This is a genomic window from Pantoea sp. PNA 14-12, from assembly GCF_004364735.1.
Lineage (GTDB): Bacteria > Pseudomonadota > Gammaproteobacteria > Enterobacterales > Enterobacteriaceae > Pantoea > Pantoea stewartii.
Map to the genome: position 1 here is coordinate 30,583 of NZ_SOAJ01000001.1, position 20,980 is coordinate 51,562.

The following is a 20,980-nucleotide window of genomic DNA, read 5'->3' on the forward strand; positions in this document are numbered from 1 at the left end:
CTTAACAAGGAATTCACTATGGATATCTCTCAATTTTCGCAAATTAATCCGCCTCAGCGCCTGTTAATGGGCCCCGGTCCGATCAACGCCGATCCGCGTGTGCTGCGCGCGATGTCGAGCCAGTTGCTCGGACAATATGATCCGGCGATGACCCATTACATGAATGAAGTGATGGCGCTCTATCGCGGCGTGTTCCGCACCGAAAACCGCTGGACGCTGCTGATCGACGGTACCTCACGCGCCGGTATTGAAGCGATCCTGCTGTCGGCGATTCGCCCTGGCGATAAGGTGCTGGTGCCGGTCTATGGCCGTTTTGGTCATCTGCTGTGTGAAATTGCCCGTCGCTGCCGGGCCGATGTGCACACCATTGCGGTGCCGTGGGGAGAGGTGTTTACGCCCGATCAGATCGAAGATGCGATTAAAAAAGTAAAACCGCGTTTGCTGTTGACCGTACAGGGCGATACCTCAACCACTATGCTGCAGCCGCTGGCGGAGCTGGGGGCGATCTGCAAAAAATATGGTGTGCTGTTTTACACCGATGCCACGGCGTCGCTGGCGGGCAATGCGCTGGAAACCGATGCATGGGGCCTGGACGCGGTGTCCGCCGGCATGCAGAAATGCCTGGGTGGTCCGTCAGGAACTTCGCCGATCACGCTGAGCGATGAGATGGCAGCGGTGATCCGCCAGCGCAAATGCGTAGAGCAGGGGATCCGCACGGATGCGCACCAGGATGGCGATGACGAGATGATCTACTCCAACTATTTCGATCTCGGCATGATCATGGATTACTGGGGCCCGGAACGCCTCAATCATCACACTGAAGCGACCAGCGCCCTGTTCGGCGCGCGTGAATGCGCGCGTCTGATTCTGCAGGAAGGGCTGGATAACGGGATTGCGCGCCACAAGCTGCACGGCGAAGCGATGTTAAAAGGCATTCAGGGGATGGGGCTGGAAACCTTTGGCGATCTCAGCAACAAAATGAGTAACGTGCTGGGCGTAGTGATCCCTCAGGGCGTCAATGGCGATGAGGTCCGTAAGCTGATGCTGGAAGATTTCGGCATTGAAATCGGCACGTCGTTTGGTCCGCTGCATGGCAAAGTCTGGCGCATCGGCACGATGGGTTACAACGCGCGCAAAGACTGCGTGATGCAAACCCTGGCCGCGCTGGAAATGGTGTTGTCGCATGTCGGTTACCGCACGCCACAGGGCGCGGGCTCGCAGGCGGCATGGAACCACTACGGGAGCCATGCATGATGATGAATGCCAGCGAGGCTCAGGTTGCCGCCCGGCGCGTGATGGCGCGCTGTGATGCGCTGGCTGAGATCAGTGAAAGCGAACAAGGGCTGACACGGGTTTATCTGTCGCCGGAACACCTGCGTGCCAACGCGCGCGTCGGTGAGTGGATGCAGGCCGCCGGTATGACGGTCTGGCAGGATGAAGTCGGCAATATCTGCGGCCGCTACGACGCCGCCCAGCCTGGCGCACCTGCGCTGCTGCTGGGCTCGCATCTGGACACGGTTCGTAATGCGGGCCGCTATGACGGCATGCTGGGCGTGCTGAGCGCGATTGAAACCGTGCAGTGGCTCCACGATCGCCAGCGTCGCCTGCCCCTGGCCATTGAAATCATCGGCTTTGGTGATGAAGAAGGCACGCGTTTTGGCATTACCCTGCTGGGCAGTCGCGGCATTACCGGCACCTGGCCTGACAGCTGGCCGACCCATCCTGACGGCAATGGCATTACGGTGGCACAGGCGATGCAGGATGTCGGCCTGGACGCCAGCCAGATCTCACGCGCCGCGCGTAACGTCAGCGACATCGTGGCCTATCTTGAACTGCACATCGAGCAGGGGCCTTGCCTGGAGCAGGAAGATCTCGCGTTGGGTGTGGTTACCGCGATCAACGGTGCCCGTCGCCTCAATTGCTGTTTCACCGGTGAGGCCGGTCATGCCGGAACCGTACCCATGGCGCATCGTAAAGACGCGCTGGCCGCTGCCGCAGAGTGGATGGTATTCATCGAGCATACCACGCGCGAGCAGACTTCACCGCTGGTCGCCACGGTGGGCACGCTGAACTGCGCGCCGGGCGCGGTGAACGTCATTCCGGGGGAGGTGCATCTGTCGCTGGATGTGCGTGGACCCGAGGACGCGCCACTTGAATCGTTGCTGTCCTCGTTGCTGACCCAGGCGGAAGCCATTGCACTGCGTCGCGGTTTAACCTTTAGCGCGCAGGAGTATTACCGTATCGCGGCAACGGCCTGCGATGCCGGATTGCAACAGGCGCTGAGCCACGCGGTAGAAACCGTTCAGGGACGCTGCCTGGCGCTGCCCAGCGGGGCGGGTCATGATGCTATTGCCATTGCAGAGCGCTGGCCGGTGGGGATGCTGTTCGTGCGTAACCACCGCGGCATCAGCCACCATCCGGCAGAGTCGGTGAATGAAGCCGATGTCGCGCCAGCGGTTCAGGCCTATTTGCAGACGATTTGCCTCCTTGCGGAGCAGCATTAATATGGATCTGGAGACCTTTAACCAGTTACCGGAAACCGCTGCACAGCTTGCCCTGTCCCACTGCGTTGCGCTGCCGCACTGGCAGCTGGCGCTGGTGGCGGCCCGCCCGTTTCACAGTCTTGATGCCCTGCTGACTGAAGCACAACGGCTGACACAGGACTGGCAGGAGGACGATCTGAATCAGGCGCTCTCCGCTCATCCACGTATCGGGGAAAAGGCGCAGGGCAATGAGAAGGAAAAACAGTTGTCGCGTAGCGAACAGGCGGCCATGCAACACGCAGACGACGCGTTACATCAGGCCATGGTGCGGGGCAATCAGGCATATGAGGCGCGCTTTAACCGGGTATTTTTGATTCGGGCCAAAGGACGCAGCGCACAGACGCTGCTTGATGAACTCACGCGGCGGCTGGACAACAGCCAGGAAACCGAGCAACAGGAAGCCTTGGCGCAGTTGCGGGAAATCACCCTGCTGCGCTTAAAGGAGAGTTTTTCATGAGCACCATCAGCACTCACATTCTGGATACGGCGCTGGGAAAACCCGCGCCGGGCGTTGCCATGTTGCTGGAACAGCACACGGCACAAGGCTGGACTCCCTGTGCACAAGGCGTCACAGATAACGATGGTCGTCTGAAGGATCTGACACCTGAGCCACTTGCGCCTGGGCAGTATCGCCTCACGGCAGATATTGGCGCCTACTTTCGCGCGGACGGACGGGAAACCTTATACGTCAGCGCACAAATTGATTTTGTCCTCACGGAAAGCGGCAGCCATTACCACTTGCCCTTTTTGATATCCCCCTGGAGCTGGTCCACCTATCGCGGCAGTTGACGGGTCCATCGGGCGCAGCTTTTTTTTCGCTGCGCTTGAAAGCTAATGGCTATTAATACCTTCGGCCCATCCGACTATATTCCTGCTAACGCCAGGGTTATCTTAGCGATGACAATGTGAAGGCAACGGAGCCGATAATGAGCACGCCAAAAGATAATGATGTAGCCGCTTCAGGTAAATGTCCCTTTCATCACGGTAAATCGGAAGAAGAAAGCGTTCTGGCTCGTGGAGCCGGTAGTGGTACCAGCAATCGCGACTGGTGGCCAAATATGCTGCGCGTGGATCTGCTGAACCAGCACTCCAACCGCTCTAATCCCCTCGGCGAAAACTTCAACTACCGCGAAGAGTTCAGCAAACTGGACTATTCCGCACTGAAAGCCGATATCCGGGCGTTGCTCACCGACTCCCAGTCATGGTGGCCTGCCGACTGGGGCAGCTACATTGGTCTGTTCATCCGCATGGCGTGGCACAGTGCCGGCACATACCGCACTATCGATGGCCGTGGCGGCTCCGGTCGTGGTCAGCAGCGTTTCGCGCCGCTGAACTCCTGGCCTGACAACGTCAGCCTGGACAAAGCCCGTCGCCTGCTGTGGCCGGTCAAACAGAAATACGGCCAGAAAATTTCCTGGGCCGACCTCTATATTCTTGCGGGTAACGTTTCGCTGGAAAACTCAGGTTTCCGTACCTTTGGTTTTGGTGCCGGTCGTGAAGACGTCTGGGAACCGGATATGGACGTGGACTGGGGTAACGAAACCGAGTGGCTGGCCCACCGTCATCCCGAAAGTCTGGCTAACGCCCCGCTGGGCGCAACCGAAATGGGGCTGATCTACGTGAACCCAGAGGGGCCTGAAGCCAGCGGCGATCCGGCGTCTGCCGCGCCAGCGATTCGCGCCACCTTTGGCAACATGGGCATGAACGATGAAGAGATTGTCGCGTTGATCGCAGGCGGGCATACGCTGGGTAAAACCCACGGTGCGGCGGCGGCCAGCCATGTTGGCGTCGATCCGGAAGCGTCACCCATCGAAGCTCAGGGCTTTGGATGGAACAACAGCTACGGCAGCGGTGTCGGTGCCGATGCGATTACGTCGGGTCTGGAAGTCGTCTGGACGCAGACGCCAACTCAGTGGAGTAACTACTTCTTTGAGAACCTGTTTAAATATGAGTGGGTGAAAACCCATAGCCCGGCAGGGGCCATTCAGTATGAAGCCGTTAACGCAGAAGCCATTATTCCGGACCCGTTCGATCCTGAGAAAAAGCGTAAACCCACCATGCTGGTTACGGACCTGACGCTGCGTTTTGATCCGGAGTTCGAGAAAATCTCTCGTCGTTTCCTTAACGATCCGCAGGCCTTTAACGAAGCCTTCGCCCGCGCCTGGTTTAAACTGACGCACCGCGATATGGGGCCAAAAGCACGTTACATCGGGCCAGAAGTGCCGAAAGAAGATTTACTGTGGCAGGATCCGTTACCGCAGCCGACTCATCAGCCCACGCCAGCGGATATCAGTGAGCTGAAGGCGAAAATCGCGGCGTCAGGTCTGAGCGTGAGCCAGCTGGTTTCAGCGGCCTGGGCATCGGCATCAACCTTCCGGGGTGGCGACAAACGTGGCGGAGCGAACGGTGCCCGTCTGGCCCTGGCACCGCAGAATAGCTGGGCTGTGAACGCCAGCGTGATTAACGACGTGTTACCGAAACTGCAGCAGATTCAGCAGGAATCCGGCAAGGCCTCGCTGGCTGACGTCATCGTCCTTGCGGGCAGCGTCGGTATCGAAATGGCCGCCGCCGCTGCGGGCGTGGCCGCGCAGGTCCCCTTTACGCCAGGTCGTGTGGATGCTCGTCAGGATCAAACTGATGTCGAATCCTTTAACGTGCTTCAGCCGCTGGCGGACGGGTTCCGTAACTACCGTCGCGTGAAAGGCGGCTCGTCAACCGAAACCCTGCTGCTGGACAAAGCACAGCAGCTGACGCTGAGCGCGCCGGAACTGACGGTGTTACTGGGTGGTCTGCGTGTGCTGGGGACCAACTTTGACGGCAGCCATCATGGCGTCTTTACTGACCGCGTCGGCGTCCTGAGTAACGACTTCTTCGTAAACTTGCTGGATATGCGCACCGCCTGGCGTGCGACCGACAGCAGTGAAGAGATCTTTGAAGGCCGTGACCGTCAGAGTGGCGAAGTCAGGTTCAGCGCCACGCGTGCCGATCTGGTGTTCGGTTCCAACGCCATCCTGCGCGCCCTGGCGGAAGTCTATGCCAGCAGCGATGCGAAACAGAAGTTTGTTACTGACTTCGTGGCGGCCTGGACAAAAGTAATGAATCTGGACCGTTTCGACCTGCAATAACTGACTGAAGCGCCCCGGCCTGGCCGGGGCGCTTTTATTCTGCCAGCGTAAAGCCATCCGCATCCCGCCACGCCGGAAACCGCTCGCGATAAGCCTGCAGATCGGCAAGCGACAGCGACGTCTCAACCTTACCTGCCGTAAAGGGCTCACCTGCAGCCAGCACCTCGCCTTGCGGTGAAATAATTCGGCTGTCCCCACTGTACTGATGTTGGTTGCCATCGCTGCCCACGCGATTGCAGCCCGCGACAAACGCCTGATTCTCAATCGCCCGGGCCAGCAGTAGCGCCTGCCAGTGCAGCGCGCGCGCCGCAGGCCAGTTGGCCACATACAACGCCAGATCGTAGTCATTTTGGTTGCGCGAAAAGACCGGAAAGCGCAGGTCGTAACAGATTTGCGGCAAAATGCGCCAGCCGCGCCACTGAATCACCGTGCGCGCCGTGCCCGCGACGTAATGCTGCTGCTCATCCGCCATGCGAAACAGGTGTCGCTTGTCATAGTGATGCAGCGTGCCATTCGGCTCAACCAGCAAAAAACGGTTCACGGCACCCGCTGGCGTTTGTATCGCGGCACTGCCGCCCACCAGCGCATTCGTGCGCTTCGCATGACGGTGTAGCCATGTCACGACCTGCTGTTGCGGCAGGGCCTGCTGTGCAGCCTCCATCGCAAAACCGGTGGTGAACATCTCCGGCAGAATAATCACATCCCGGTCTGTCATGTCAGCCAGCAGATTATCGAAATGGCGCAGGTTAGCCTCGCCATCCATCCACGTCAGCGGCGCTTGCAACAACGTAATGGCTAAAGACGACATAAACGCTCCGCTGCGGCGTCGAGCGTCGCTTCCTGTTTTGCAAAGCACAGCCGGATCAGTTTGTGTGGGAAAGGCGCTTCACAGAAGACCGACAGCGGGATCGCGGCCACGCCCACTTCGCGCGTCAGCCACTGGCAAAACTGCACGTCATCCAGCGCCGATATAGCGCTGTAGTCCGCCAGCAGGAAGTAGGTGCCTTCGCACGGTAAAATGCGGAAACGGCTACGGCTCAGTGCCTGTATCAGTCGGTCACGGCGCGCGCGATAGAAGTCGGGCAGCTCACGATAATGTTCAGGATGCTGGCGCAGCATATCGGCAATCGCCAGCTGAGCGGGTGTGTTGACGGAAAAAGTGAGGTACTGATGGATCTTGCGGATTTCTGCGCTGATCGCCGCGGGGGCGACGCAGTAACCCACTTTCCAGCCGGTCATGTGAAAGGTTTTGCCAAACGAGGAAACCGCCACCGCACGTTGACGCAGTTCGGGGTGCGCCAGCACGCTGGCATGACCGTCCCTGGCAAAACAGATGTGCTCATAAACCTCATCGCTCAGCACATAGATTTCCCGGTCAGCAATCGCCTGCCATAAGGCCGCATAGTCCGCCTGGTGCCAGACGCTGGCCGAGGGATTATGTGGCGTATTTAAGATAACCAGTCGGGTTTTATCGCTTAACAGCGCGGAGAACGCCGGCCAGTCAACTGCAAACGTGGGCGGCTGCAGGGTGAGGCGTTTCAGTACGCCGCCCGCCAGTTGCACCGCGGGCGCATAGCTGTCGTAACTGGGATCGAAACAGATCACCTCGTCACCCGGGCGAACCAGGGCAGTGATCGCGGCATACAGCGCTTCGGTTGCGCCTGCGGTCACGGTGATATCGCTGTTCACATCGGGACGATAGTCGTACAACGCAGCGGTCTTTTCGGCAATGGCTTCGCGTAACGGTTGTGCGCCGGTCATGGGGGCATACTGATTGGCACCCTGACTGACATGATAAGCCAGCCTGTCCTGCAGGTAGCGCGGACCATCAAAATCCGGAAAACCCTGGGAAAGATTGATGGCGTTATGCTGCTGTGCCAGCGCGCTCATCTGCGTGAATATCGTGGTGCCGAGGGCGGGTAACTTGCTCTCAGGCGTGAGGATGGATTGTGTCATGATTAGGTTGCCTTACGCGCAAAAACGGTTACGGAGAAACGCTGAGTTGCTGCCACTATAAACAGGATGCTAGTATTTGGCAATCAAGACGCTTAGACGGCTAAAAGGAAGAGTAATGTCCGATTCTCATGCTTTAGATCAGCTGGTTGCCGCCTGTCACTGGATAGGTGCGAAGGGGTGGGCGCCCGCCACCGGCGGCAATATGTCGGTGCGCCAGGATGCGCATTTCTGCCTGCTCAGCGAGTCAGGCAAAGATAAAGGCAGCCTGACGCGGGATGACTTTATTCAGGTCGACATTGCCACCAGCCAGGCCCCCTCGGGTCGCAGGCCTTCTGCCGAGACCGCACTGCACACGCTGATCTACCGCCTGTTTCCGGAGGCGGGCGCAGTACTGCATACGCACACGGTCAATTCCACCGTTCTGTCGCGCATAGAGCAGGGCGCGGCGCTACTGCTGTACGGCTATGAGATGCAAAAGTCGCTGAGCGGTCAGTCCACGCATGAGGATACCGTGGCGATTCCGGTGTTTGATAACCGCCAGGATGTTGCCGCGCTGGCGTCAGAAATTGAAGATTATGCAGCCCGTTTTCCGCTGCGTTACGGCTTTCTGCTGCGTGGCCATGGCCTGACCTGCTGGGGCAACGATGTGGCAGAAGCGCGCCGCCATCTGGAAGGGCTGGAGTTTTTATTTGAATGCGAACGTCAACGTCGCTTGCTGGAGAAGGCATGATTAAGGCCATTGTTACCGATATTGAAGGCACCACCAGCGATATCCGTTTTGTACATAACGTCCTGTTTCCCTATGCCCGTGCCCATCTGGCCGACTATGTGCGCCAGCATCAGGCGCAGCCCGCCGTTCAGGACGCGCTCAATGCCGTGCGTACGGAGGCCGGACAGCCCGATGCCGACGTCGACAGCGTGATCGCCATCCTGTTTTCTTACATGGATGAGGACCGCAAATCGACCGGCCTGAAAGCGCTGCAGGGGATGATTTGGCGCGAGGGCTATCTGAGCGGGCGTTTTACGGGGCACCTTTATCCGGATGTCCTGCCTGCGCTCACGGCCTGGCACGCGCAAGGCATTAAACTTTATATATATTCCTCTGGCTCGGTTGCCGCGCAGAAATTGTTATTTGGCTACAGCGATGAAGGTGATATTACTGGTTTGTTTAGCGGTTACTTTGATACCCACGTGGGCGCCAAGCGCGAGGTAACGTCGTATCAAAACATCGCGGCGCAAACGGGCTTGCCGGCCGGACAATTGCTGTTCCTCTCTGATATTCATCAGGAGCTGGACGCCGCCAGACAGGCTGGCTGGCACACGTTGCAGCTGATTCGTGACGCGGCGGATGATGACAGCCATCATTGTCAGGTCGCTGATTTTTCTCAGATTAACCCGGAGTCGATTTGAAATGAGTGCACTGACCATTTTTAGCGATAGCGATCCGAGCCAGCCGTTGTGGCACAGCACCGATCCCGAGGCGATCCGTGAGCGTCTGAACGCCAAAGACGTTCGCTTCGAGCGCTGGCAGGCAGACCGCGATCTGGGCGAGAATCCCGATGCGGAAACGGTGATCAACGCCTATCAGCACGCCATTGACCGCCTGGTCGCCGAAAAAGGCTATCAGAGCTGGGACGTCATCAGTATGCGGGCAGACAATCCGCAAAAAGACGTGCTGCGCCAGAAATTCCTCTCAGAACATACGCACGGTGAAGACGAAGTGCGGTTCTTTGTCGAAGGCGCCGGGCTGTTCTGCCTGCATCTGGACGGTGAAATCCTGCAGATCCTGTGCGAAAAGAACGATCTGATTTCGGTGCCCGCAGGCACGCCGCACTGGTTTGATATGGGCTCATCCCCGCATTTCACGGCGATTCGTATTTTTGATAATCAGGAAGGCTGGATCGCCAACTTCACAGGCGACAGGATCGCCGATGCCTACCCGCGCCTGGCGTAGTCATGACGGTGCGTTCTGCGGGCGGCTGACTCAGCCGCCCGTTTTGTTTACTGTGGCTGAAAAACGCCAGCAGCCACCTGCGCCGGTGTGATCACGCCGGTATCCAGTACCCAACCACTGATGAGCGCCGCAGGCGTGACATCAAAGGCCGGATTAGAAACCTGCGCATCCGCGGGCGCCCACTGCACGCTGCCGAAGCTTCCCGACACACCGGTAACTTCACTGGCGGCACGCTGCTCAATCGGGATGGCATCCCCCGTCGGGCATTGACGATCCAGCGTGGTATGCGGCGCGGCAACATAAAACGGAATACCATGATAGTGCGCCAGTACCGCCAGGCTGTAGGTGCCGATTTTATTCGCCACGTCACCATTGGCGGCAATGCGATCCGCGCCGACCCAGACAGCATCAACCTTGCCCGCCGCCATCAGGCTGGCGGCCATCGAATCCGTGATCAACTGGTAAGGCACACCCAGCTCGCCCAGTTCCCAGGCGGTTAAGCGTCCTCCCTGCAACAGCGGGCGCGTTTCATCAACCCAGACATTGTGAACGTGGCCTTGTTGATGCGCACGCGCGATAACGCCCAGTGCCGTACCCACACCCGCAGTCGCCAGACCGCCGGTGTTGCAGTGGGTTAACAACTGACTGCCGGGTTTGACCAGCGCACTGCCGGCATCGGCGATGCGATCGCACAGCTGTTTATCCTCATGCACCAGACGCAACGCTTCTTCCACCAGGCTCGTTGCCATTTCTGGCTGCGCCAGCGCCTGTTTCATACGATCAAGGTTATTCATCAGGTTTACGGCAGTAGGGCGGGCGGCCCGCAGGGTGTCCAGCGATTGCGCCAGTTGCTCGCGTGATTCCCCCTGTTCTGCCAGCAGGGCCAGCAGCAATGATGCAGATAAACCAATTAACGGCGCGCCGCGCACCCGCAGGGCATGAATATGGTCAACCAACTGCGCCACAGTATGGGCGGGCAGCCAGTTCTTTTGCTGAGGCAGGGCCTGCTGATCCAGTATCCAGAGCTGGTTGTTGCGAACCTGTAAGCTTGTGGTTTGGAATGTCTGCATTGTCGGTGAAATCCATGTTGCGTTGATGACGGATATTGTGCCAACATGCGTAACGGATGTATAGACGTCTGAACGGCTTGTTACGAAAGATTAATCAGCTCCGGCGCACACCGGCGTTTGTTGATGAGGAAAGGTCAATGTCGCAATACCGTACGTTCACCGCTGCTGATGCGGTTGAATATGCCAAACAGTTTGGTGGGCTGGAAGATCCCTCGGTTTTACGCAGTGCGGAAGAGATTGGTGATGGTAACCTCAACCTGGTGTTCAAAATTTACGACGACCAGGGCAACAGCCGCATTGTGGTCAAGCAGGCGTTGCCCTATGTGCGCTGTGTGGGCGAATCCTGGCCGTTAACTCTTGATCGTGCGCGTATTGAAGCGCAGACGCTGGTCGAGCATTACAAATATTGCCCGCAGCACACGGTCAACGTCACGCATTACGATGCAGACCTGGCGGTGATGATCATGGAAGATCTGTCCAGTCACCGTATCTGGCGCAGCGAGCTGGTGAAGGGCGCTTACTATCCGGAGGCGCCGCGTCAGCTTGGCGAATATCTGGCCCAGATGTTGTTCCATACCTCAGACTTCATTCTGCATCCGCATGTGAAAAAAGCCGAAGTGGCGCGCTTTATCAATCCCGAACTGTGTGAAATCACAGAAGATCTTTTTTTCAACGATCCCTATACCGACCATGTGCGTAACAGCTATCCCGAGGCGCTGGAACCCCTGGTGGCATCGCTTCGTACCGATGAGGCGCTGCGCATTGCTGTCGCCGGGCTGAAGCACCGTTTCTTCAGTCATGCAGAAGCCTTACTGCATGGCGATATCCACAGCGGCTCCATTTTTGTGGCTGACGGTAGCTTAAAAGCGATCGACGCAGAGTTTGGCTATTTTGGACCGATGGGATTTGATGTCGGTACGGCATTGGGCAATCTGCTGATTAACTACTGTGGCTTACCAGGGCTGCTGCCGCCCCGTGAAGCCGCGGATGCGCGCGAGCAGCGCCTGAGCGACGTGCATGATGTCTGGCAGACCTTTGAAACGCGTTTTCTGGCGCTGGCGGAGAGCAAGACGCAGGATGTGGCCATGGCTTATCCCGGCTATGCGCAGGCGTTTCTGCGTAAAGTGTGGGCAGATACCATTGGCTATTGTGGCACCGAACTGATTCGCAGAACCGTTGGCATGTCGCATGTGGCGGACATGAAACTGATTCGGGATGAGGAGATGCGGACTGACTGCATTCGCAATGCGATTACCCTGGGCCGCACCCTGATTCTGGCGGCCGGGCATGTGGACGATGTGGATGCACTGATTGCCCGCATCCGTCAGGCGGGATAAAAAAAGGCCGACGTGATGTCGGCCTGATGGGTTATGCCGCCTCGCTGGGGCGCGCGGGCTTAGTCACATCCTGTCTGACCGGCACGGCCAGCGCATCGGCCTCAAACTCGTCCACGTTGATTGAACGCAGACGGCTCTCTTCGGCACGCTTCAGCACCTCTGCCTCTTTCTGATCGATCCAGCCCTGTTCCAGCGCCTGTTTAGCCAGCGCATCCAGGCGCGTAAACGAGAGGTGTTTTTTCTGCTGTTTGCACAGGCGATCGTGAATCACCTCAGCCGCCATCACATCCTGTAGCGCCTGCTCTAACTGGCCCGCCGGATTATGCTGGCTGGGAGCCAGATACTGACCACGACCTAAGCGCGTACGCGTCGCCGACGGCACCTGCAGCATTTTTGCCAGCTTGTGATCCAGGCGATCGGACGGTGCCGGGCAGTGCTGACCACCGGCAAAGACCACCAGGCGCATGACGCCAGCGACCAGACGGTTCGGGAAGTTGCTCAGCAGATCGTCCATAGCTTTCTCGGCTTTGTGCAAGGCATCCTGCACGCCCCAGTGCACTAGCGGCAGATCGGCTTCATGACGGCCTTCATCCTCATAACGTTTCAGCGTCGCCGAGGCCAGATACAGCTGGCTCAGCACATCGCCCAGGCGCGCTGACATACGTTCGCGACGTTTCAGGCTGCCGCCTAACACCGCCATGGACACGTCAGACAGTAACGCCAGATTGGCACTGATACGGTTCAGGTGCTGATAATAGCGACGGGTGGCATCACGCGTTGGCGCGGCGCTGGTGCGTCCGCCCAGAAGGCCCAGCCACAGGCTGCGCATCGCATTGCTGCCAACGTGGCCAATATGGCTAAACAGCGCCTTATCAAAGCCCGCCACATCATTGCTGGCGGCGGCCGCCATTTCCTGCAACACATACGGATGGCAGCGGATAGCACCCTGGCCAAAGATGATCATACTGCGGGTCAGGATATTCGCGCCTTCCACGGTAATGGCGATAGGGGCACCCTGATAAGCCCGGGCCAGGAAGTTGCTGTCGCCCAGCATGATACCTTTACCCCCGGCAATATCCATTGCATCGATAATTGACTGTTGGGCGCGGTGGGTACAGTGATATTTCACAATCGCAGACAGCACCGCAGGTTTCTCGCCCTGCATAATGCCGGTGGTAATCAGCGTCGCGGCAGCGTCCATCACGTAGGCATTACCGGCAATGCGCGCCAGAGGTTCTTCAATCCCTTCCATTTTACCGATAGACAGTTTGAACTGACGGCGGATATGCGCATAGGCGCCTGTGGCCAGCGCTACGCTTTTCAGGCTGCCGGTTGAGTTAGACGGCAGGGTGATTCCACGGCCCACCGACAGACATTCCACCAGCATCCGCCAGCCCTGTCCGGCCATTTCCGGGCCACCGATAATGAAATCGATCGGCACGAAAATATCTTTACCGCGGGTTGGGCCATTCTGGAACGGTACGTTAAGCGGGAAATGGCGATGGCCGATTTCCACGCCCGGTGTGCTGGTGGGGATCAGGGCGCAGGTAATGCCCAGTTCGTCTTTGTCGCCCAGCAGATGGTCGGGATCGGAAAGTTTAAACGCCAGGCCCAGCACAGTGGCAATCGGGGCCAGCGTAATATAGCGCTTGTTCCAGGTAAGGCGCATGCCCAGCACCTGCTGGCCCTGCCACTCGCCCATGCACACAACGCCCGTATCCGGAATCGCTCCCGCATCTGAACCGGCTTCCGGGCTCGTCAGGGCGAAACAGGGGATTTCATCGCCACGCGCCAGACGCGGCAGATAGTGGTCTTTCTGTTTTTCCGTTCCGTAATGTTGCAGCAGTTCGCCAGGGCCCAGTGAGTTAGGCACGCCCACGGTAATCGCCAGAATGCCTGAGACGCCGGCCAGTTTCTGCAACACGCGCGCCTGTGCATAGGCAGAGAACTCCAGGCCGCCGTACTCTTTCTTGATGATCATGGCAAAGAAGCGATGGGCTTTCAGATGCGCCCACAGCTCTGGCGGCATATCGGCCAGTTCATGGGTAATCTGGAAATCATTTGCCAGACAACAGGCTTCTTCTACCGGCCCGTCAAGAAACGCCTGTTCTTCCGGCGTCAGTCGCGGTTGCGGGTAGTTATGCAGTTTCTGCCAGTCGGGTTTGCCCTGAAACAGGTCGCCTTCCCACCAGGTAGTGCCCGCATCGATCGCCTCTTTTTCCGTACGAGACATCGGCGGCATCACCTGCTGAAAGCGGTGCAGCATTGGTTTGGAAAACAGGCTGCGGCGCAGGCTGGTGAGATTCAGCGGTAACAGGATAATCGCCAGCGGCACAAGCAGCCACGGCGTCCAGAGATGGACCACCGCCATTGCTGCGGTCCACAGCAACAGGATGACGCTGCTGAGCAGCAGCGAGATGCGGTGATAGAACAGTGCGCCAGTCAGCAGCACTGTCGCAAGAATCGAGACAACCATCATAATGAAGTGCTCCGTAAGTAGTAAGAGGTCTGACCTGTTATGATGAAGGTGTAATTCAGATGAGGGCATTTATCAATTTGTTTACATCGCAATTACAACCTGACTCACAAAATCAGCGAAAGCGCGAGCAACGCCCAGGCTGTGGTCGCGAAAAAGCGCGGCGCGAAAAGGATCCGGCGGCGTGATGCTATGCGTGCGTCAGCCATTCCGTTAAACTTGCTGCGATTACCCTCTCCTACAAAGGACAAGTCTATGTATCAGGACATTATTCGTTCAGAGCTCAACGAAGCTGCAGAAACGTTGAATAACTTTCTGAGTGACGACGCGAACATTCATACCATCCAGCGTGCAGCGGTGATGTTGGCGGACAGCTTCAAAGCGGGCGGCAAAGTGCTCTCCTGTGGCAACGGCGGATCACACTGTGATGCGATGCATTTTGCGGAGGAACTGACGGGCCGTTACCGTGAAAATCGTCCGGGCTACCCGGCGATTGCCATTTCAGACGTCAGCCACCTTTCCTGTGTGAGTAATGATTTTGGTTATGACCATGTCTTTTCCCGTTATGTAGAAGCGGTAGGGCGCCCGGGCGACGTGTTGCTGGGGATTTCAACCTCAGGTAACTCGGCTAATATCATCAAAGCCGTAGAAGCGGCGCGCGCCCAGGGGATGAAAGTGATCACGCTGACCGGTAAAGATGGCGGTAAAATGGCCGGCAGCGCGGACATTGAAATTCGTGTGCCCCATTTCGGTTATGCTGACCGTATTCAGGAGATCCACATCAAAGTGATTCATATCCTGATGCTGCTGATTGAAAAAGAGATGGTCAGGTAACAGCGTGTGTCGCCTCCTGACCGACAGGAGGCTTTTACTCTAAGGCGGTTGCTATGTGCGAATTGCTCGGGATGAGCGCTAACGTTCCCACCGATATTTGTTTTAGTTTCACCGGACTGGTGCAGCGCGGCGGCGGAACAGGGCCGCATAAAGACGGCTGGGGCATTACGTTTTATGAAGATAAAGGGTGCCGCACCTTTAAAGATCCCTTGCCGAGTTTTAATTCCCCCATTGCGCGCCTGGTGCAGGAATATCCCATCAAATCCCACTCCGTCGTGGCGCACATTCGCCAGGCGAATCGCGGCCCGGTTTCGCTGGAAAATACGCACCCCTTTACCCGGGAGTTATGGGGACGCAACTGGACCTATGCCCACAACGGACAACTGAAAGGTTACCGGCAACTGGAAACCGGCACGTTTCGGCCGGTAGGCGAAACCGACAGCGAAAAGGCCTTTTGCTGGATTCTGCATAAGCTGGCCACGCGCTATCCGCGCACGCCGGGAAACTGGCCTGCGGTCTTCCGCTACATCGGCGAGCTGGCGAGCGAGCTGCGGCAAAAGGGCGTGTTCAACATGTTGCTGTCGGACGGGCGCTATCTGATGGCCTTCTGCTCGACCAATCTGTTCTGGATCACTCGCCGTGCCCCTTTTGGCCGGGCGCAGTTGCTCGATCAGGATGTGGAAATTGATTTCCAGAAACATACCGGGGCGAACGACGTGGTCACGGTCATTGCCACACAGCCGCTGACGGGGAATGAAACCTGGCACCGGATCGTGCCAGGCGAGTGGGCCTTATTTTACCTTGGAGAGCGCCAGGAACGACTGTGATGCCGCTTCGGGTTGGGTGATGACCGGGCTGCTGTTCATCACATATCTGCCGCTGGCGACATTGACTGTCGGCGGTTGATGATACTTCGCAAAGTAGACATAACCCGGCTGAAGCTGCTTCCAGAAATCCGCGTAGGTCGAATAACGATGGCGCTGCATGTTGCTGTCCGTCATGCGGAACGGATAAATTGCAATATTCACTTCCTGCTGACCATTACGCAATGCCGCGTTCACATACGTGAAAATCTGATCCATATAGGCATTGGTCATGGCGTAGCAGCCAATCGACTTACAGTCGCCGTGAATCATCAGGTAGTTGCCGCTGTAGCCCTGGTCACGGTCGTATTGATTCGGAAAGCCAATATTAATCGCGCGATAGAAACGGCTGTCCGGTTTAAGCTGATTCAGTTTTACGCTGTAGAAACCTTCCGGGCTTTTAAAATCGCCTTCACGGCGTTTTGGACCCAGACCGCCCGAAAAATTGCAGATGCGGTAAGTATCCAGCAAGCGGTATTCGTTACCAATCTTGCCGTACAGCTCAAGTGTCCGCTCTTCCTTAAAGATCTGAATATAAACCGGCGTGCCGATTAGCTGTTTCTTTAACTCTTTACTCACAGGGGCCAGTTGCTGAACCGGCTCGGGAGTCATTGCCATGCTGAGGGCTGGCAGTAAAAGCATCGCAAACAGAAGTGCGATTTTGCCCATGCTGTGTATACCTTGAAGTGAAGAAGAACAATGGCGCGTTATGTGCGCCTCTGTTTGCATTATCGGAACTTTCCGCTACCGCAGCGCAACATTAAACATTGTCTGTTTTTTTAGCAATACAGCACGGCGCAAAATGTCCATTTCTTTGGCGGAATGACGCCAAAAATTTGTAAACTTTGTTTGTTATTGCAAGAAATATTGCACAAGCCTTTCCGAACTGTATACTTATCCAGTACTGGAGGGGCGATGCGTAAGATCATTCATGTTGATATGGACTGCTTTTTTGCGGCGGTGGAAATGCGTGACGATCCCTCATTACGCGATATTCCCATGGCCATCGGCGGCAGCCGCGATCGACGTGGCGTTATCAGTACCGCTAATTATCCGGCCCGCAAATATGGCGTACGCAGCGCGATGCCGACCGGTATGGCCTTAAAGCTTTGTCCGCATCTGCGTCTACTGCCCGGACGGTATGACGTCTATAAAGAAGCCTCCAGTCAGATCCGCGCCATCTTTTCGCGTTATACCTCGCTCATTGAGCCACTCTCACTGGACGAAGCCTATCTGGATGTCACCGACAGCCAGCACTGTCAGGGATCGGCCACGCTTATCGCGCAGGACATCCGCGCCACCATTTTTCGCGAAACGCAGCTCACTGCCTCTGCGGGCATCGCGCCCATAAAATTCCTTGCCAAGATCGCCTCCGATTTAAACAAGCCTGATGGTCAGTATGTGATTACACCGGCCCAGATGTCCGATTTCTTGCTGGCCTTACCGCTGGCAAAAATTCCCGGTGTAGGAAAAGTTTCAGCAAAAAAGCTCGAAGAGCTGGGTCTGCACACCTGCGCGGACGTGCAAAAAGCCGATTTGGCGCTGCTGCTTAAGCGTTTTGGCAAGTTTGGCAGAGTGTTATGGGAGCGCAGTCACGGCATTGACGAACGGGGCGTGGTGGTTGAACGCGAACGAAAATCGCTGGGTGTGGAGCGGACGCTGGCTGACGATATCGACAGTTGGGAGCGCTGTCTGGAAATTATTGATTACCTCTATGCCGAGCTTGATCGTCGCCTGACGCAGATTCGCCCCGATAAGCACATTGCGCGCCAGGGCGTGAAGCTGAAGTTTAGTGATTTCCAGCAGACCACTCAGGAACATGTCTGGCCCGTGCTCAATAAAGAGGACATGATTGCCGTGGCCCGTAAGACCTGGGACGAGCGCCGCGCCGGACGTGGCGTCCGGCTGGTGGGGCTGCATGTGACGCTGGTGGATCCGCAGTTGGAGAGGCAGTTGCTGCTGGGATTATAGAGGGGGCGCTTTCGCGTTGAGTGGGGGGGATTACGGTTGTGCTCCGGGCATTTTCCGCCCGCCAGGCGGTGGGGAGTTTCAGCCCGGCCGCCGTTCTTTTCTTAGCGAGCCGGATGCCATCAGAAAACCCCTGTCTGTGGGATCGTGTTACTGATTTGGTATGGTGTTGTCTGAGGATTTGTCTGTTTGCCCGCGGGGCGGGAAGATTACGGTCGTGCATCGGGAATTTTCCGCCCGCTAGGCGACAGGGAGTTTCAGCCTGTCCGTGCAGGCGGCCGGGTTAAGGGGCTCGCGTCAGCCCCTTAACAATCCCGGCGGCCGCTCTTTCTTTAGCGCGCCGGATGCCGCCAGGAAACCCCTGCCAGTGTGATCGTGTTACTGATTTGGTTTGGTGTTATCTGAGGATTTATCTTTTTGCCCGCGGGGCGGGGGAGATTACGGTCGTGCACCGGGAGTTTTCCGCCCGCCAGGCGATGGCAGTTTCAGCCTGTCCGTGCAGGCGGCCGGGTTAAGGGGCTCGCGCCAGCCCCTTAACAATCCCGGCGGCCGGCAGCCGTCGCTGTTCCTTCGTCTCTCACTCCGGCCTGACGGACCGTCCGGATGCGCCGTCCCTGGCGCAGCCGTCCTCTGCGCGGCATCCCTGCCGCTCCGTCCTGGCCTCCGTTCCCTCCTCAGCGCGCCGGATGTCGGCAGAAAACCCCCGCCTGTCAGTCCTGGTTTCTTTTAAAAGCGGGTGTTGTCTGTAGTGAATGTATGCAGTGGGATTCAAAAAAAGTTTTTTATAAACATGCATTGATTCAAAACCAGCAGACTGTAGGACTTTCCGGTCACCTACAGCGACACCGGAAGTGGCTTTAACACAGAGATAGTGAAGCGGCGGCTGGCGGCCCCTTGTCGGTCGCCCGCACCGGGCAGGCTGAAACTCCAGGCCGTCTGGCGAGCGAAACCCTCTCAGCGTTTCATAAGCTGTCAGAGGCTCAACCCTTCTCAGTGCCTGACAAGACTTCTCGCACAAGCATCAATTATCGGTATCCAAAGCAATAAAAACGCCTGAGCAGGCGCAAATCTCAAAGCGGGGGAGTTGGGCGGCCTTCCCACCCGCTGAGCGGATGAGGGATTTCCGGATGAGCCGACAGGACGTCGGCGAGAGCCGGGCCGCGCCATGGATGGCGCGTCCTGGCGGTCCGCAGAAATTCTGAAGGAGCGAAGGCACCGCGCAGCGGCGGGTGGGCAGGACGGGAGCCCGGGGTCAAGGGGCCGCGGCGGCTGGCGGCCCCTTGTCGGTCGCCCGCACCGGGCAGGCTGAAACTCCAGGCCGCCTGGCGAGCGAAACCCTCTCAGCGCTTCATGAGCATTCAGCGACTCAACCCTTCTCAGTGCCTGAAAAGACTTTTCGCACAAGCATCAATTATCGGTATCCAAAGCAATAAAAACGCCTGATCAGGCGGAAATCTCAAAGCGGGGGGAGTTGGGCGGCCTTCCCACCCGCTGAGCGGATAAGGGATTTCCGGATGAGCCGACAGGACGCCGGCGGTCCGCAGAAATCCTGAAGGAGCGAAGGCATCGCGAAGCGGCGGGTGGGCAGGATGGAAGCCCGGGGTCAAGGGGCCGCGGCGGCTGGCGGCCCCTCGTCGGTCGCCCGCACCGGGCAGGCTGAAACTCCAGGCCGCCTGGCGGGCGAAACCCTCTCAGCGCTTCACAAGCCGTCAGCGACACAAACCAGCCACCTCGCGCAGCGAATTAACCGCCCCGCGTAAGCGCCACCAACACCCCATTACTTCTTATATTTTGCTTCCAGCGTCGCAAACCACGGCTGGACAAAATCGTTATTGCTGCCCCAGCCCGGAATGATCTTGTTAAGCGACGCGACATTCACAGCGCCAGGATGGCTGTCGAGCGCCTGTTGTGAAATCGACGACGCTTTAAATTCATACGTCGCAGGCGTGGTTTCCCCGGCGATCTTGTTCGCCACCAGGCGCATATTCACGGCACCGATAGTTTTCGGATCGACCGCGACGGTCTGCACCCACGGGCTGCCTTTCTGGCGCATCAGCTGCAAATCCTGATTGGAAACATCAATGCTGTACAGCTTGATCTCGGTGCGGCCATTTTCCTGCAACGCTTTATACGCGCCCTGGCTGAAGGCATCCCATGCGCCCCAGATGGCGTCAATCTTGCCTTTCGGGTATTTCGCCAGAATCGCGCCCACTTTGTTGGCCGTGTCGCCCTGGACATCCGTTGATACTGCGCCAATGGACTCCAGCTGATGAATGCCTGGGTTTTCTTTTAATAATTTTTCATACACCACCTGACGGCGTTCCATCGGCGGGAAACCGGCGACCCATAACTTCACGATGTTCGCTTTGCCGTTGAAGTCTTTGATCAACTGCCCCAGGGAGAGCTGCGCCAGCGAGGCGTCATCCTGGGCGGTCACCGTCACGCCGGGAATCGGGTTGTCTACCGGTGTGTCAAATACCGACACTTTAATGCCCGCGTCAGCGATGCGTTTTACCAGTGCGCTGGCATAGGGCGCTTTGCCGTGTGACAGCACAATACCGTCGTATTTTTGGCTGATCGCCTGATTAACAAAATCCTGAAAACGCGCGTCATCACCGTTGCTGAGGAAGGTGCTGACTTTGAAGCCCAACTGGCGACCCTGCTGAATCGCGCCTGCCACAAACTGAGTCGTATTGTCGTCGGAACCGAGGTTACGGATGACGGCAATACGAATCGGCCCTTCATGATTGGCGATGGCGGCAGGGACAGGTGTTATGGTGTCGGCAAACGCGGCACTGGCGTTTAACAGGCTCAGGGCCAGCAGCGAGAGTGTTATCTTTTTCATTATTCTTAA

General features: G+C 57.6%; 18 protein-coding genes. 12 read left to right on the top strand and 6 right to left on the bottom strand.

What is annotated here, in order from left to right; all coding sequences use genetic code 11:
* Positions 1 to 18: 18 nt before the first annotated feature.
* The 5 genes from C7434_RS00180 (at position 19) to katG (ending at position 5,668) form a co-directional block, all read left to right on the top strand.
* On the top strand, positions 19 to 1,254 hold the full coding sequence (locus C7434_RS00180; protein ID WP_006118030.1) for an alanine--glyoxylate aminotransferase family protein: 1,236 nt from the start codon (positions 19 to 21) through the stop codon (positions 1,252 to 1,254).
* Positions 1,251 to 2,504 carry an allantoate amidohydrolase gene (gene hpxK / locus C7434_RS00185; protein WP_054632954.1) on the top strand — a complete coding sequence of 418 codons (1,254 nt, stop codon included), beginning with the start codon at positions 1,251 to 1,253 and terminating at the stop codon, positions 2,502 to 2,504. The genes C7434_RS00180 and hpxK overlap by 4 nt, the downstream gene beginning before the upstream one ends.
* 1 nt (position 2,505) lies before the next feature.
* Positions 2,506 to 3,000, top strand: coding sequence for a 2-oxo-4-hydroxy-4-carboxy-5-ureidoimidazoline decarboxylase (uraD, locus tag C7434_RS00190; RefSeq protein WP_033738529.1), 495 nt, complete (start codon positions 2,506 to 2,508; stop codon positions 2,998 to 3,000).
* A complete protein-coding gene (gene uraH / locus C7434_RS00195; RefSeq protein WP_006118033.1) occupies positions 2,997 to 3,332 on the top strand; it encodes a hydroxyisourate hydrolase in 336 nt (111 codons plus the stop codon). Before uraD ends, uraH begins: the two co-directional genes overlap by 4 nt.
* Positions 3,333 to 3,469: 137 nt before the next feature.
* Entirely contained in the window at positions 3,470 to 5,668 is a 2,199-nt protein-coding gene (gene katG, locus C7434_RS00200; RefSeq protein WP_033738531.1) for a catalase/peroxidase HPI, read from the top strand.
* 34 nt (positions 5,669 to 5,702) lie between these two features.
* Here the strand turns inward: katG and C7434_RS00205 are convergent, their stop codons facing one another.
* Both C7434_RS00205 and C7434_RS00210 read right to left on the bottom strand, forming a co-directional pair.
* Positions 5,703 to 6,476, bottom strand: coding sequence for an amidohydrolase (locus C7434_RS00205; protein ID WP_033738533.1), 774 nt, complete (start codon positions 6,474 to 6,476; stop codon positions 5,703 to 5,705).
* Complete coding sequence (locus C7434_RS00210; RefSeq protein WP_033738535.1) at positions 6,464 to 7,624, bottom strand: pyridoxal phosphate-dependent aminotransferase; 1,161 nt, start codon at positions 7,622 to 7,624, stop codon at positions 6,464 to 6,466. The genes C7434_RS00205 and C7434_RS00210 overlap by 13 nt, the downstream gene beginning before the upstream one ends.
* Positions 7,625 to 7,739: 115 nt before the next feature.
* Between C7434_RS00210 and C7434_RS00215 the strand changes: the two genes are divergently transcribed.
* Genes C7434_RS00215 through C7434_RS00225 form a run of 3 tightly spaced genes read left to right on the top strand, consistent with a single transcriptional unit; the run spans position 7,740 to position 9,578 of the window.
* Positions 7,740 to 8,354: a methylthioribulose 1-phosphate dehydratase gene (locus C7434_RS00215; protein WP_033738537.1), complete on the top strand. Its 615-nt coding sequence runs from the start codon at positions 7,740 to 7,742 to the stop codon at positions 8,352 to 8,354.
* Positions 8,351 to 9,034: an acireductone synthase gene (gene mtnC, locus C7434_RS00220; RefSeq protein WP_133745020.1), complete on the top strand. Its 684-nt coding sequence runs from the start codon at positions 8,351 to 8,353 to the stop codon at positions 9,032 to 9,034. The genes C7434_RS00215 and mtnC overlap by 4 nt, the downstream gene beginning before the upstream one ends.
* A gap of 1 nt (position 9,035) precedes the next feature.
* Positions 9,036 to 9,578 carry an acireductone dioxygenase gene (locus C7434_RS00225; protein WP_039338570.1) on the top strand — a complete coding sequence of 181 codons (543 nt, stop codon included), beginning with the start codon at positions 9,036 to 9,038 and terminating at the stop codon, positions 9,576 to 9,578.
* Between the two features lie 47 nt (positions 9,579 to 9,625).
* Here the strand turns inward: C7434_RS00225 and mtnA are convergent, their stop codons facing one another.
* Positions 9,626 to 10,648 (bottom strand): S-methyl-5-thioribose-1-phosphate isomerase, encoded by a 1,023-nt coding sequence (mtnA, locus tag C7434_RS00230; protein WP_033738539.1) that lies wholly within the window; start codon positions 10,646 to 10,648, stop codon positions 9,626 to 9,628.
* 137 nt (positions 10,649 to 10,785) lie between these two features.
* On the opposite strand from mtnA, the gene mtnK reads away from it, so the two are divergent.
* Positions 10,786 to 11,985 carry an S-methyl-5-thioribose kinase gene (gene mtnK / locus C7434_RS00235; protein ID WP_133745021.1) on the top strand — a complete coding sequence of 400 codons (1,200 nt, stop codon included), beginning with the start codon at positions 10,786 to 10,788 and terminating at the stop codon, positions 11,983 to 11,985.
* Positions 11,986 to 12,016: 31 nt separating this feature from the next.
* On the opposite strand, the gene fadE is transcribed toward mtnK, so the two are convergent.
* Positions 12,017 to 14,464 (bottom strand): acyl-CoA dehydrogenase FadE, encoded by a 2,448-nt coding sequence (fadE, locus tag C7434_RS00240; RefSeq protein ID WP_133745022.1) that lies wholly within the window; start codon positions 14,462 to 14,464, stop codon positions 12,017 to 12,019.
* A gap of 252 nt (positions 14,465 to 14,716) precedes the next feature.
* Here fadE and lpcA point away from each other — a divergent pair, with 252 nt between their 5' ends.
* Positions 14,717 to 15,295, top strand: coding sequence for a D-sedoheptulose 7-phosphate isomerase (lpcA, locus tag C7434_RS00245; RefSeq protein WP_039338565.1), 579 nt, complete (start codon positions 14,717 to 14,719; stop codon positions 15,293 to 15,295).
* 53 nt (positions 15,296 to 15,348) lie between these two features.
* Entirely contained in the window at positions 15,349 to 16,122 is a 774-nt protein-coding gene (locus tag C7434_RS00250) for a class II glutamine amidotransferase (RefSeq protein ID WP_006118044.1), read from the top strand.
* Here the strand turns inward: C7434_RS00250 and dpaA are convergent.
* Entirely contained in the window at positions 16,087 to 16,827 is a 741-nt protein-coding gene (gene dpaA / locus C7434_RS00255) for a peptidoglycan meso-diaminopimelic acid protein amidase (protein WP_033738547.1), read from the bottom strand. The genes C7434_RS00250 and dpaA overlap by 36 nt on opposite strands.
* A gap of 246 nt (positions 16,828 to 17,073) precedes the next feature.
* Here dpaA and dinB point away from each other — a divergent pair, with 246 nt between their 5' ends.
* Entirely contained in the window at positions 17,074 to 18,129 is a 1,056-nt protein-coding gene (dinB, locus tag C7434_RS00260; protein WP_006118046.1) for a DNA polymerase IV, read from the top strand.
* A gap of 1,774 nt (positions 18,130 to 19,903) precedes the next feature.
* Here dinB and C7434_RS00270 read toward each other — a convergent pair.
* Entirely contained in the window at positions 19,904 to 20,971 is a 1,068-nt protein-coding gene (locus C7434_RS00270; RefSeq protein ID WP_039338561.1) for a sugar ABC transporter substrate-binding protein, read from the bottom strand.
* Positions 20,972 to 20,980 lie beyond the last annotated feature (9 nt).

Excerpts from the sequence above, each read along its gene's own strand:
- C7434_RS00180 (WP_006118030.1), top strand. The coding sequence starts at position 19 with ATGGATATCTCTCAATTTTCGCAAATTAATCCGCCTCAGCGCCTGTTA.
- hpxK (WP_054632954.1), top strand. The coding sequence starts at position 1,251 with ATGATGATGAATGCCAGCGAGGCTCAGGTTGCCGCCCGGCGCGTGATG.
- uraD (WP_033738529.1), top strand. The coding sequence starts at position 2,506 with ATGGATCTGGAGACCTTTAACCAGTTACCGGAAACCGCTGCACAGCTT.
- uraH (WP_006118033.1), top strand. The coding sequence starts at position 2,997 with ATGAGCACCATCAGCACTCACATTCTGGATACGGCGCTGGGAAAACCC.
- katG (WP_033738531.1), top strand. The coding sequence starts at position 3,470 with ATGAGCACGCCAAAAGATAATGATGTAGCCGCTTCAGGTAAATGTCCC.
- C7434_RS00205 (WP_033738533.1), bottom strand. The coding sequence starts at position 6,476 with ATGTCGTCTTTAGCCATTACGTTGTTGCAAGCGCCGCTGACGTGGATG.
- C7434_RS00210 (WP_033738535.1), bottom strand. The coding sequence starts at position 7,624 with ATGACACAATCCATCCTCACGCCTGAGAGCAAGTTACCCGCCCTCGGC.
- C7434_RS00215 (WP_033738537.1), top strand. The coding sequence starts at position 7,740 with ATGTCCGATTCTCATGCTTTAGATCAGCTGGTTGCCGCCTGTCACTGG.
- mtnC (WP_133745020.1), top strand. The coding sequence starts at position 8,351 with ATGATTAAGGCCATTGTTACCGATATTGAAGGCACCACCAGCGATATC.
- C7434_RS00225 (WP_039338570.1), top strand. The coding sequence starts at position 9,036 with ATGAGTGCACTGACCATTTTTAGCGATAGCGATCCGAGCCAGCCGTTG.
- mtnA (WP_033738539.1), bottom strand. The coding sequence starts at position 10,648 with ATGCAGACATTCCAAACCACAAGCTTACAGGTTCGCAACAACCAGCTC.
- mtnK (WP_133745021.1), top strand. The coding sequence starts at position 10,786 with ATGTCGCAATACCGTACGTTCACCGCTGCTGATGCGGTTGAATATGCC.
- fadE (WP_133745022.1), bottom strand. The coding sequence starts at position 14,464 with ATGATGGTTGTCTCGATTCTTGCGACAGTGCTGCTGACTGGCGCACTG.
- lpcA (WP_039338565.1), top strand. The coding sequence starts at position 14,717 with ATGTATCAGGACATTATTCGTTCAGAGCTCAACGAAGCTGCAGAAACG.
- C7434_RS00250 (WP_006118044.1), top strand. The coding sequence starts at position 15,349 with ATGTGCGAATTGCTCGGGATGAGCGCTAACGTTCCCACCGATATTTGT.
- dpaA (WP_033738547.1), bottom strand. The coding sequence starts at position 16,827 with ATGGGCAAAATCGCACTTCTGTTTGCGATGCTTTTACTGCCAGCCCTC.
- dinB (WP_006118046.1), top strand. The coding sequence starts at position 17,074 with ATGCGTAAGATCATTCATGTTGATATGGACTGCTTTTTTGCGGCGGTG.
- C7434_RS00270 (WP_039338561.1), bottom strand. The coding sequence starts at position 20,971 with ATGAAAAAGATAACACTCTCGCTGCTGGCCCTGAGCCTGTTAAACGCC.